The 12,451-nt window shown below is 41.3% G+C and carries 9 protein-coding genes and 2 tRNA genes; 9 read left to right on the top strand and 2 right to left on the bottom strand.

From position 1 onward, the window contains the following. Positions 1-5: 5 nt before the first annotated feature. Positions 6-78: transfer RNA gene (locus FN809_RS11030), tRNA-Gln, on the bottom strand. A gap of 290 nt (positions 79-368) precedes the next feature. Here FN809_RS11030 and FN809_RS11035 point away from each other — a divergent pair. From FN809_RS11035 to hisB, 6 genes are all read left to right on the top strand, one after another. Next, a complete protein-coding gene (locus FN809_RS11035) occupies positions 369-3,269 on the top strand; it encodes a glycosyltransferase family 117 protein (protein ID WP_185957542.1) in 2,901 nt (966 codons plus the stop codon). A 201-nt stretch (positions 3,270-3,470) separates the two neighbouring features. After that, complete coding sequence (hisG, locus tag FN809_RS11040) at positions 3,471-4,328, top strand: ATP phosphoribosyltransferase (protein WP_142533581.1); 858 nt, start codon at positions 3,471-3,473, stop codon at positions 4,326-4,328. 60 nt (positions 4,329-4,388) lie between these two features. Next, positions 4,389-5,672, top strand: coding sequence for a histidinol dehydrogenase (gene hisD, locus FN809_RS11045; protein WP_142533582.1), 1,284 nt, complete (start codon positions 4,389-4,391; stop codon positions 5,670-5,672). 233 nt (positions 5,673-5,905) lie between these two features. After that, positions 5,906-6,943 (top strand): histidinol-phosphate transaminase, encoded by a 1,038-nt coding sequence (gene hisC / locus FN809_RS11050; protein WP_142533583.1) that lies wholly within the window; start codon positions 5,906-5,908, stop codon positions 6,941-6,943. 40 nt (positions 6,944-6,983) lie between these two features. Further along, on the top strand, positions 6,984-7,484 hold the full coding sequence (locus FN809_RS11055; protein WP_142533584.1) for a YcxB family protein: 501 nt from the start codon (positions 6,984-6,986) through the stop codon (positions 7,482-7,484). A 161-nt stretch (positions 7,485-7,645) separates the two neighbouring features. Continuing rightward, positions 7,646-8,773: a bifunctional histidinol-phosphatase/imidazoleglycerol-phosphate dehydratase HisB gene (gene hisB / locus FN809_RS11060; RefSeq protein ID WP_142533585.1), complete on the top strand. Its 1,128-nt coding sequence runs from the start codon at positions 7,646-7,648 to the stop codon at positions 8,771-8,773. A gap of 348 nt (positions 8,774-9,121) precedes the next feature. Here hisB and FN809_RS11065 read toward each other — a convergent pair whose 3' ends face one another. Beyond that, entirely contained in the window at positions 9,122-9,358 is a 237-nt protein-coding gene (locus tag FN809_RS11065) for a CDGSH iron-sulfur domain-containing protein (protein ID WP_142533586.1), read from the bottom strand. A gap of 289 nt (positions 9,359-9,647) precedes the next feature. Between FN809_RS11065 and FN809_RS11070 the strand changes: the two genes are divergently transcribed. The 3 genes from FN809_RS11070 (at position 9,648) to FN809_RS11080 (ending at position 12,443) form a co-directional block, all read left to right on the top strand. Next, a tRNA-Arg gene (locus FN809_RS11070) sits at positions 9,648-9,719 on the top strand. 465 nt (positions 9,720-10,184) lie between these two features. Continuing rightward, on the top strand, positions 10,185-11,657 hold the full coding sequence (gene nirK / locus FN809_RS11075) for a copper-containing nitrite reductase (RefSeq protein WP_142533587.1): 1,473 nt from the start codon (positions 10,185-10,187) through the stop codon (positions 11,655-11,657). A gap of 12 nt (positions 11,658-11,669) precedes the next feature. Further along, positions 11,670-12,443: a formylglycine-generating enzyme family protein gene (locus FN809_RS11080; RefSeq protein WP_221929410.1), complete on the top strand. Its 774-nt coding sequence runs from the start codon at positions 11,670-11,672 to the stop codon at positions 12,441-12,443. The last annotated feature ends 8 nt before the right edge of the window (positions 12,444-12,451 follow it).

Consider the following 12,451-nt stretch of genomic DNA (forward strand, 5'->3'; position numbering starts at 1 on the left):
TTTTGTTGTCCCACTAGGGCTCGAACCTAGACTCTTCTGGACCAAAACCAGACGTGTTGCCAATTACACCATGGGACAATCCTCGTATCTTTCTTTTTGAAAGCGATGCAAAAGTAGGCCTTTTTTTGATTCGTGCAAAATTATTCTTCACTTTTTTAAATCATTCCTACTATATGCTATATTACTACTCCTCCATTGTGGTGCCTATTCCTTTGTAGCCCTTTGTATTAAGTGTTTTATGGCTGATGGTGAAAAGGGAAAAAATTATTTTCACATAAGGGTAAAAGCAGCAAAAAATTAATCTGCTTACACTTATTTTAGGTATAATTGTGCCTCAAGACGTCATTTTTTTTATGAAACCATATATTTTGGCTAAGATTACAGCAAGGCAAACAGGTGGGTATTTTGTTTTTGCATTCAGTTGGGTACTTTATCTTATTACTTTATCGCCCACGGTAAGTTTTTGGGATTCCGGTGAATTTATTGCCTGTGCCAATGGCTTGGAGATTGGGCATGCGCCGGGTGCCCCTTTTTACCTTATGCTGTCAAAGGTTCTTTCGGCTTTTGTTCCTGCTGCATCTGTAGCTTTTTGTATTAATCTGTTATCGGCTATAGCTTCGGCTGTTACCATCTGGCTTTTATATTCTACACTGCTACTCATTATTGATAAGATAAAGGATAAGCAAGTTTCCCGTAGTCCCGATAACAGCTTTATCCTGCCTGCTTTAGTTGGCTCACTTACTTTTGCTGTGAGCGATACCTTTTGGTTTTCGGCTGTTGAGGCAGAGGTGTATGCCTTATCGCTGCTTTTTACGGCCTTTACGCTTTGGGCGGTTTTAAAATGGGAAACAGAGCTGCCCAATACCCATGCGCATCGCTGGCTTCTGTTAATAGCCTTTAGCATGGGCTTGTCGGTGGGTGTGCATCTGCTTAATTTATTATGCATTCCTGTAATTTTTTATTGGGTATATATCCATCTCTATCCAAACAAAAAACACAAGCATGTACAAGGACTGGCGATGGGACTGGCTGTTTTATTTATTGTGCATTTTTTGGTCGTTGAAAATGGACTGTTTCTTGCAAAAAAAATGGAATTATGGGCTGTTAACGTACTAAACATGCCGCTGCATTCCGGTTTGTTGTGCTTTGTAGCTTTGCTGCTAAGCTTAATGGTGGCCGGAATCTATTTCTTCAGGAGAAGAAACCAACTGGTGCATTTCCTTTTTCTGACTTCATCTGTTTTTTTGTTGGGCTTATCGTCGTATGCAATGGTTATTATCAGGGCCAATGCATATCCCGCCATCAACCTGAATAGTCCCACCGATGTTTTTTCCTTAGAATCGTTTATAAACCGCGAGCAATACGGACAGCGTCCGTTGCTACGGGGCGAATGGTTTGGGGCCGAGCATACGCAGATAGAGCCGGATTTTAATTATCGAGTAAATGATCAGGGCAAATATGAGTCGTATCCGCAAAGCCAAAAAATAAAATATAAGAAGGAGGATCTCAACTTTTTACAACGGATGTATAGCCCAAAGCCACAGCATATCCAGGGTTACCGTTACTGGACAGGCCTGCAAGATGGTGAAAGACCTACCTTGATGCACCAGGTTGAATTTATGCTGAGGTACCAGATTGGCCATATGTACTTCCGATATTTTATGTGGAACTTCTCGGGTCGCCAGAATCATTACCAAGGTCATGGCGACTTTTTAAACGGTAACTTCACCACCGGATTTCCTTTTATCGATAGTCGATTTTTGGGAAGCCGACATTTTTTACACAGCAACGAATTGACTAGCAGGGCCCGCAATCATTATTTTATGCTTCCCCTGCTATTTGGTTTTATAGGTATTCTTTTATTAGTGCAAAGAAAAAAATGGAGTGTGTTGCTTTTTTTGGGCGGCTTGTTTCTGCTCACGGGAGTAGGTATAACCCTTTATTTAAACCAACCTCCCTACGAACCACGCGAGAGAGATTACGTGTTTGTTGGGAGCTTTTATGCGTATGCCCTATTTATTGGAATAGGGGTTTGGGCTTTGCTGCAAAAAATAAAGCAACTGTCGCCTTCGCGCTTTACTCAATGGGCTGCGCTGATAGCCGTTTTGCTTGCGCTTCCGGGGCTTATGCTCGCAAATAATTTTAACGATCATACTAGGAACGACCGAACTTTAGCCCGTGATTTGGCTGCATCGTACCTAAACAGCTGTGCACCCAATGCCATTCTTTTTACCTATGGCGATAACGATACCTATCCGCTGTGGTATTTGCAACAAGTAGAGGGCTTACGCCGGGATGTAAGTGTGGTAAATATAGGTCTTCTCTCAGCCGACTGGTATATTTTTCAACAAACTGTAGCACAAAAAGGCAGAAAGCCCCTGCAATTTTCTATACCTGTAGATAGGTATAAAACAGGAGATTTAGATTATGTAGCGGTTGTTAATAGCGCATCCAACCCCATAACGCTGGACCATGCCTTAGGTTTTGTTGGCGATACTGCAGCCAATACCCGGTTGGCTCTAAGCAGCACAAGTAAATTGGATTATATACCCTCAAATCAGTTACAGTTAAACAAGGCTTCCGGCTCTACTTTGAACATAAATAAAAGCTATTTAACGAAAGGAGAAGTGGCCTTAATTGATATGATAGCTAGCAATTATAGCAGTCGTCCTATTTATTTTGGCAATGGCACACCCGCTTCGGCTATAATTGGCTTTAATAGATATGTATTTCCGTATGGGATAGTGGGTAGGCTGTTATTGGACATGGAGCAACCGGATACCGAAGAGTTATATCGGCTGCTGACCGAAAAGGTGCAACTGGGTATACCCGTAAAAAGTTGGTGGGATCAAACCTGTACCGATGCTATTCGTTTATCGGGTTTGCAGAAATCTGTACAAGAGCTGGCCAGGAGTTTATTACAAAACGGGCAGAGGGAAAAGGCGCAACATCTGCTGGAAAAATATGTTGATCTCAGCCTTATATCCCACACCAATTCTCCGGAAACCAACCTGCCATGGATTGAGGTTTTATTTAAAGCTGGCTTAAATAAAATGGCTGTGGACTATCTCGAGAAATCCACCTATTCCGTTATGCAGGATTTTAATTTTTATAGTTCATCCCAAATCTATTTGGGCGATAACATGTCCTATTATGCTAAAAGTGAATTGCTAACCCTAAAAAAGCTACATGCCATAGCCCGGGCTCATGGTGCGATGGAGTTGGCGCAGTGGATGGAGGCCGTATTGATGAGTGAAGGAGTAAAATAATGATAGAAAATTTGGATTTTAAAAAAAACCATATACTTTTGCATGTATTCAATAAAAACTATGACAAATTTCATACATCATTTCGGACATCATTCTGTTATCTACGATAGGTAGTCCGCATTGTTGTGTATAATAATATAGGAGGGCTTACCATATATGGGAAGCCCTCTTTTTTTTTGAACGAGTAAAAACATAAACAATATGAATAAATTAAGAATTGCATTACAGAAGAAAGGACGTTTGCACGACGAATCGATGAAACTTTTAAAGGAAGCCGGAATAAAATTTAATATTGGTAGCGGCAAGCTCATTGCGCAATCGCCAAATTTTCCGATGGAAGTGCTGTTTTTACGCGATGACGATATACCACAAACCATTGCCGATAATGTGGCCGATATTGGTGTTGTTGGAGAAAACGAATTGCTTGAAAAAGGCTTTGATCTGAACATAGCCAAACATCTGGGCTTTAGTAAATGCCGTATCTCCCTGGCTATTCCCAAAGCGGACACCTATCCTGGTCTGGAATATTTTAACGGTAAAAAAGTAGCTACCTCGTACCCTGTTATCCTTAAAAAGTATTTTAACGAAAATAATATTGATGCCGATATCCACGAGATAGCAGGGTCAGTTGAGATTGCACCCGGAATAGGATTGGCGGATGGTATTTTCGATATCGTTAGTTCGGGAAGTACCTTGGTGGCCAACCGCCTGAAAGAGGTGGAGGTAGTAATGCATTCCGAAGCCTTATTGGTGGCCGCAGAGGGACTTTCGGAAGAAAAAAAGGAACTGTTACAGGAATTGCTATTCCGGATAGATGCGGTAATGGCGGCCAACTCCAATAAGTATATTCTTTTAAACGCACCCAACGATAAAGTAAACGAAATTGTGAAAGTATTGCCGGGCATGAAAAGTCCCACCGTGTTGCCGTTGGCGGAAAAAGGATGGAGTTCTATCCATTCAGTGATATCTGAAAAACGATTTTGGGAAATCATAGGCAAGCTCAAGGAAAACGGGGCGCAGGGGATTTTAACCTTCCCGATAGAAAAAATGATTTTGTAGTATACCCACTGCCTCACTGCGAACGCGGAGGTAAATTAAGTTTATTATTAAGAATTACACATGCAAGTATTTGAATATCCGCCTAAGCAAGATTGGAAAGAATTATTAAAAAGGCCAGAGAACGATTTGAGTAATCTTTTCGATACTGTAAGGGATATACTAAACGATATTAAAAATAAAGGTGACAGTGCGGCTAAAGCCTATTCGGCAAAATTCGATGGATACGCATCTGACCAGCTAATGGTATCCACCAAAGAAACCGATGAAGCATGCCTTCAGGTTTCATCTCAGTTAAAGGAGGCTATTGGTGTGGCCAAGCGCAATATTGAGGAATTTCACAAGGCACAATTAAGCCCCGAAATAAGAGTTGAAACGATGCCGGGTGTGCTATGCCGTCAGAAAAGTGTAGCCATAGAAAAAGTAGGCCTGTACATTCCGGGAGGAACGGCACCACTTTTTTCTACGGTATTGATGCTGGCCGTACCTGCCCTAATTGCCGGATGCAAAGAGATAGTGCTGTGTACCCCTCCCAATAAGGAGGGGAAAATTAATCCGGTAATTTTGTATACAGCCTCCTTACTGGGATTAAAAAAGATATTTAAGTTGGGTGGTGTGCAGGCCATAGGCGCCATGGCCTATGGAACCGAGCGTATACCCAAAGTGCACAAGATATTTGGACCGGGCAACAGTTATGTTACGGCAGCCAAGCAGTTGGTGAGCCTTAAAGAGGTGGCTATAGACATGCCTGCAGGCCCCTCGGAGGTGCAGGTGCTGGCCGATGAATCGGCTAATCCGGCTTTTGTTGCTTCTGACCTGTTGAGCCAGGCCGAACACGGCACCGATAGTCAGGTGATACTGGTAACCGACAGTGAAATGCTGATACCCCGTGTGCAAAACGAGATAAACAAACAACTTGCATTGCTCACCCGAAAAGAGATAGCCCGGAAAGCATTGGAAAATAGCCGTATCATCCTGTTAAAAAATACGGATGAAATGATAGAAATCACCAATGCCTATGCTCCAGAGCATCTTATTATTTCCATGCGCGATCACGACGAAATAGCCGACAGTATTGTTAATGCAGGATCAGTATTTCTGGGTAACTACACACCGGAAAGTGCCGGTGACTACGCATCAGGTACAAACCACACTTTGCCCACACATGGCTACGCCAAGGCATATAGCGGCGTTAACCTGGACAGCTACATGAAAAAAATAAGCTATCAGAAAATTACTGCCGACGGAATAAAAAACATAGGCCCCATTATTGAGGAGATGGCAGCGGCAGAGCAATTGGAAGCACATAAAAATGCGGTTACAATTCGCTTGGAGTCGTTGAAGTAACATCCCAAATTAGGATTTGAAACCAGAAAGCATGAATGGATTTAGTAGTACATGCATGTTTAACAATGCGAATCACGGGTCATTGAATTTAAGGCTATTTTTAATGAATAAAAATCTCTGAAAACAATCTGGTATATCCACTGCTTAACTTATTTTGTAGAGTCCTCCTGATTTTTATGACCTTTGCAAAAATCTTTGTGGTCTCTGCCTGAAATTCTTCTTGATACCTTACTATGAAAACATTAGAACAATTAGTCCGCCCCAATATAAAATCGCTAAAGCCTTATTCGTCGGCGCGCGATGAGTATTCAGGCGAAGAAGCGATATTTTTGGATGCCAATGAAAATCCTTTCAATGCGCCTTACAACCGTTATCCCGACCCCTATCAGCGTAAGCTTAAAAAGAGGATAGCGGAGATAAAAGCAGTTTCGTCCGACCGCATCTTTTTGGGCAATGGCAGCGATGAGGCTATCGACTTGGCTTTTAGGGCTTTTTGCGAGCCCGGTATCGATAATGTGCTAACCATCGATCCCACCTACGGAATGTATCAGGTAGCCGCCGATATCAATAATATTGAAACTCGAAAAGTAAAGCTTAACGCAGATTTTAACTTGGATGTAAACGGACTGTTGGCTGCAGCCGACGAAAACTCCAAGCTGCTTTTTATTTGTTCGCCTAATAACCCCACAGGCAACAGTTTTAAGAGAGCGGACATCATCACCTTGCTTGAAAAATTCGAAGGCATCGTTATTTTGGATGAGGCCTACATCGATTTTGTGCCCGAGAAAAGTTTTCTGAATGAGCTTCTGAATTATCCAAAGCTTATTATCCTTCAAACATTCAGTAAAGCCTGGGGAATGGCAGGTATTCGTTTGGGTATGGCATTTGCCTCGCCTGAAATTATTACTGTTTTTAACCATATTAAATACCCTTACAATATCAACCAGCTCACCCAGGATAAAGCACTTGAGCTATTAAAAAGTGAGGATGCTAAGGATAAGTGGGTGGAAGTGTTGTTGAAACAAAGAGAAATAATGGCTGAAAAGTTAACCGGCTATCCGTTTGTGCAAAAGATATATCCCAGCGATGCCAATTATCTGCTGATTAAAACAGCTGCCCCAAAGGATATTTATCACTTTTTGGTGGAGCAAAACGTAATTGTACGTGATCGCTCATCGGTGAGCTTATGCGAAGGCTGCTTAAGGATAACTGTTGGTTCGGAAGAAGAAAATAAAGCGCTTTTTGATGGGCTGGATAGGTATAATGGATAAGATAGATGATAAGGCAACCTGGTTTGTTACAATATAAAAAATGGAAATAAAAACTGAAATCACAAGAAATGACTTTTTGGAATTTAATAAACATGTTATGTATGGCAAAAGGCTTAGAAGACACTTTTTAATTGCCACAGTATTTGTAATTATTTGGATTGTTTTATTAAATATTGGAGAGCCTTTTGATTTACTTAAAGTAATTTCAGAAGCAGTTATTTTCTTTGCTATTTGGAGCTTACTTATTTTTATTTTTAATCAGATTAGTTTGTATAGGATCAAGAGGATACCTGACAGTAGTGGTTCAATACTGGGAGAGAAGACGTATTTAATGGAGGAAAATGGATTTAAGGAAATATCGGAATCAAGTGAAACGCTGACTAGTTGGGAGGGGTTGAAAGAAATTCAAGAATCGAAGGACTACTACTTCCTATTCGTTGACAAAATCGCTGCCTATATAATACCTAAAAGAAGCTTTCGTAATAAAATGCAAGAACAAGATTTTATAGATGCTGTTAACAGAAAAATGGGTAGGTATTAAAGGGGGCTAACGTTCTTTGATTAGCATAAAATTTATAGTGCTGGCAGTTAGTAACAAAATCGAGTAAGCATAAGTCCATTAAGCCGTCATTTATGCTGGGGACAATAACGCTTTAATTAGGGACTTTAGCCCAAAAATGTACAACAATAAAACTTAAACATATGCAACGCGTACTTTTTATCGACCGCGATGGCACCATTATCGTGGAGCCGCCAGTAGATTTTCAGATTGATAGCCTGGAGAAACTGGAGTTTTATCCCAAGGCCATTACCAACCTGGCGGCCATAAGTCAAAAGCTTGATTTTGAACTGACCATGGTAACCAATCAGGACGGTCTGGGAACAGATTCTTTTCCGGAGGATACTTTTTGGCCTGCACATAACAAGATGCTGCGTACCTTGGAGGGGGAAGGCATCGTGTTTGACCATGTTTTTATTGACCCATCCTTCCCTTCGGATAACTCGGCCGGACGAAAACCGGGCACCGCCATGCTCACCCAGTATTTTGATAAAAAATACGACCTACCCAATTCGTTTGTGATTGGCGACAGGCTAACAGATGTTCAGCTGGCAAAAAATATGGGCTGCAAAGCTATTTTTATGGCTGAAGGCGAAAGTGGGTTAGGGGAATTGGAGAAACAGGGGCTGACCGAAACATGTGCACTGATATCAACCGACTGGGACGAGATTAGTGCCTTTCTGTTTGCAAAGGAGCGGACCGCAAAAGTGAAACGTACTACGTCAGAAACCGATATTGCCATTGAACTAAATCTGGATGGTAGCGGAAAGTGTGATATCAGTACCGGTCTGCACTTTTTCGACCATATGCTGGATCAAATAGGGAAGCATTCGGGCTGCGACCTGAAGATCAAAGTTAAAGGCGATTTACATATCGACGAGCACCACACCATCGAAGACACCGCATTGGCACTCGGCCAGGCTTTTAAGCAGGCCCTGGGCGACAAACGGGGGATAGAACGTTATGGTTACTGCCTTCCTATGGACGATTGCCTGATTACGGTGGCCCTAGACTTTGGTGGGAGGCCTTGGTTGGTATGGGAAGCAGATTTTAAGCGCGAGAAAGTGGGCGATATGCCCACCGAAATGTTTATGCACTTTTTTAAGAGTTTCTCCGATGCCTCCTTGAGTAATCTGCACATCAAAGCCAGTGGCGATAACGAACACCATAAGATTGAAGGTATATTTAAGGCGCTGGCCAGGGCTATAAAAATGTCGATAAAAAAAGACGTATTTAATGATACCCTGCCCAGCACCAAAGGCGCACTGTAGTTTCTTACAAAGCAACTAACGCCAATGCCGAAAAAATGGAGGCAAGGAGTCTCTTAGCAATACGGGAGACTCCCGCTTTGGCGGGACAGGTTCTCCACAATTGGGATAAATCAGGCCAACAATAAATTGTTATAAGTAGTTTTACTCGCGGGTAGATGTTTTTGCGGCAGCCGGCACACTTTACTTTTCTTTTTTTGCGTATAGTAAAAAAGTACAATTCGCTCCTGTGTAAGGGGTAAATTGAAGGTTCAAACTTGTAGTTGTCTGTGCAGCGTCCTGGAGGGCTTTTTGCAGCAGCAGAAAACATAAGCGCTTAAAAAAAGAAGAATATAAATGGATGAAAATTAACTATAAGGTAAGGTGTGTTCCGTCGCACATAGGTCGATTAATAGTATGCTTACAGCCACAAAGATAATGCTTGCCGGTTTTTATAGGGGTAAACTCAATCGGAGTAAATTCTGAACCTTGGTGCGTTCCGTCGCAAAAAGGTTGGGTCGCGCTGCGACCACATGCGCACCAATAAACTGTAACTCCTTCGGTAAGATCAACCTCGAAAGGGCTTTTTTGTGCAATTTTTGGTTCCATGGATTCCTTTTTATAGTGATGATTAACTATTATAGTCAAGTTACAAATACTTTTTGACATTATCCTATAGCCTGAAAAACACATCAGCTTTTATCTTTTGTTAGTACAGGCGACCATCTGCTTTTTATAATAAATTTTTTTTAGAGGGCTAACTATTGTTCAGCCCCGACTCAATCGGCCATAGGTAACTTGTTTTTAAGTTGGATGAATATGATCGGGTAAATAAATGCCTGGCTTTTGATTCCTTTCTTTGCGTAAAAATTATATATTTGCACCCGCATAATAAAGCGGCCCCATAGTTCAAGGGATAGAACAAGTGTTTCCTAAACACTAGATACTGGTTCGAGTCCAGTTGGGGCTACAATTAAAAAATTAAAAGGTACTTATAGTAGGTGCCTTTTTTTATTTAAGTATGCCAGATGGCATATAAAAGCTTATTCCATATCTTCTATAACCTGAACTATTCATACATGGCTGAAGACATGAGTAGTGTTGAACCTGTTCCGCGTTAGCGGGATTACCCACGAATTAGCTGAAGTTAAACTTTTGAGCTGGGTTTTACTGAAACTTGGTAACTACCGGAGGTAGAAAAAATTCCTAAAATTATTTGGGATTAAAACAAATTCTCCAATACTTACGGTCACTGAAGCTACTTCCAAAGCGCAATAGGTGCTTTCCATACGAGTACTTTCATTTTAAAATTTACCATTAGTCATTTGAGTATTAAAAAAAGGAGGCTGTATTTTTGCTATATAAGGATAAAAAGGTATTTTTATGGTAAAATCACAATTGATTAGTGTAAAAAATCTACAAATAAATTATCTACATGAAAGCCATAAAACTAAAGTTTATCACCCCTAAAACGGCACTATACATCGTAGCTGCGTTTATTATTATTTCATCTTGTAAAACGGATGGCATTGATAAAACTAAAATTACAAGTAGCATGGATATTCCTGCACATGTAGAAATGAAAGCTATTTTGACCTCGCCTCCCAATGTGCCGCCGCCAACGGCCGATAGGGTAGCTAAAAAATTAATTGTGGATATGGAAATCCTGGAGCAGGAAGGAGAACTGACGAATGGTGTAAAGTACGTTTATTGGACTTTTGGGGGAACGGTGCCCGGAAGCTTTATTCGTACCAAGATAGGTGATGAGGTAGAGTTTCACTTGAAAAATCATCCGGACAATAAATTGCCGCATAACATTGATTTGCATGCGGTTACTGGTCCGGGGGGTGGGGCGGAGTCTTCTTTTGTGGCTCCCGGACACGAAAAGGTATTCTCCTTCAAGGTGTTAAATCCGGGTCTGTATGTTTACCATTGTGCAACCGCTCCTGTGGGTATGCATATTGCCAATGGAATGTACGGACTAATATTGGTAGAACCGGAAGAAGGCCTGTCGCCTGTAGATAAGGAATACTACGTTATGCAAGGCGATTTCTATACCAAAGGTAAGCATGGCGATCGCGGGCTCCAACCGTTTGATATGCAAAAGGCAGTTGATGAGGACGCTGACTATGTGGTGTTTAATGGAAGCGTAGGAGCCCTTACCGGCGATAATGCCCTAACGGCTAATGTAGGGGAAACAGTGCGCTTGTATGTAGGTAACGGAGGCCCAAACCTGGTATCTTCTTTTCATGTGATAGGCGAAATATTTGATAAAGTTCACGTAGAAGGTGGAGATTTAATAAACGAGAACGTGCAGACAACTTTAATTCCGGCCGGGGGAGCTGCCATTGTGGAGTTTAAAGTAGAGGTACCCGGTAGTTTTATTTTGGTGGATCACTCCATATTCAGGGCTTTTAATAAAGGTGCCTTAGGCATGCTAAAAGTCGAAGGTGAAGAAAATGAAAAGGTGTACTCAGGTGAACAACGGGATGATATTTATTTACCCGAAGGTGGAGGTATTCAAACAATGCCTTCAACAAACGAGATTCCGGAATCTGAAATCCCTGCTAAATCGATGGCTGAACGTATGGAATTTGGAAAGCAAATTTATATGCAAACCTGTTTTGCATGTCACCTGGGCGAGGGGCAGGGTATTGCACATGCATTTCCTCCCTTGGCAAATTCAGATTATTTAAATGCTGATGTAACACGTGCTATTGATATAGTTTTAAATGGCAAATCGGGCGAAATAACGGTTAACGGTGAAAAGTATAATAGTGTTATGACGGCACAAAACCTATCAGACGAAGAAATTGCCAACGTATTAACCTACGTTTATAATAGTTGGGGTAACTCCAAAAAGGAAGTAACACCGGCAATGGTAAAAGCGGTAAGAAGCGGTAATTAAAAAACAATAAAGATGGGTTTTAGCGGTAAAATAGTATTTCTACTCTTTGCAGTTATTACAGTTCATGTAGCACAGGCACAGAAGGATATGGTAAAAATTAAAGGAGGAACCTATATTCCTTTATATGGTGTTGATTCAGTGGCTGTTACTATAGATGATTTTTCAATAGATGTTTATCCGGTTACCAATGCCGAATACCTCGCATTTGTTAAAGCTTATCCCACATGGCAAAAAAGCAAGGTGATACGATTATTTGCAGATGCTAATTATTTGCGGGATTGGGAAGACAACCTTTCATATGGGAAAGTACTTTCCGATGATGCGCCTGTAACAAATGTATCGTGGTTTGCAGCGAAAAATTATTGTGAGTATCAGGGGAAAAGATTACCGACAATTGATGAGTGGGAGTACGTAGCAATGGCCGACGAGATTTCGGCCGATGCCAGATCCAAAAAGAGTTATAATCAAAAAATACTGGACTGGTACGAGGCGCCAAAATCTTTTAATAAACCAATTGGCTCTACCTTTAAAAACTACTGGGGTGTTTATGATATGCATGGTTTAGTATGGGAGTGGACCATGGACTTTAATGCTGTGCTTATTTCCGGAGAATCAAGAAAAGATGTGGATAAGGACAGTAATCTTTTCTGTGGAAGTGCAGCCGTTGGGGCTTCCGACTTGATGAATTATGCCGCATTTATGCGTTATGCCTTCAGAGGAAGTATGAAGGCTAATTATGCCATTAAAACTTTAGGATTCCGCTGTGCTAAAGACGCTATTGAATAATAAAAAAT

This window comes from Saccharicrinis carchari (assembly GCF_900182605.1).
Taxonomy (GTDB): Bacteria; Bacteroidota; Bacteroidia; order Bacteroidales; family Marinilabiliaceae; genus Saccharicrinis; species Saccharicrinis carchari.

Coding starts and splice junctions, on each gene's coding strand:
- hisG (WP_142533581.1), top strand. CDS start 3,471: ATGAATAAATTAAGAATTGCATTACAGAAGAAAGGACGTTTGCACGAC.
- hisD (WP_142533582.1), top strand. CDS start 4,389: ATGCAAGTATTTGAATATCCGCCTAAGCAAGATTGGAAAGAATTATTA.
- hisC (WP_142533583.1), top strand. CDS start 5,906: ATGAAAACATTAGAACAATTAGTCCGCCCCAATATAAAATCGCTAAAG.
- FN809_RS11055 (WP_142533584.1), top strand. CDS start 6,984: ATGGAAATAAAAACTGAAATCACAAGAAATGACTTTTTGGAATTTAAT.
- hisB (WP_142533585.1), top strand. CDS start 7,646: ATGCAACGCGTACTTTTTATCGACCGCGATGGCACCATTATCGTGGAG.
- FN809_RS11065 (WP_142533586.1), bottom strand. CDS start 9,358: ATGGAACCAAAAATTGCACAAAAAAGCCCTTTCGAGGTTGATCTTACC.
- nirK (WP_142533587.1), top strand. CDS start 10,185: ATGAAAGCCATAAAACTAAAGTTTATCACCCCTAAAACGGCACTATAC.
- FN809_RS11080 (WP_221929410.1), top strand. CDS start 11,670: ATGGGTTTTAGCGGTAAAATAGTATTTCTACTCTTTGCAGTTATTACA.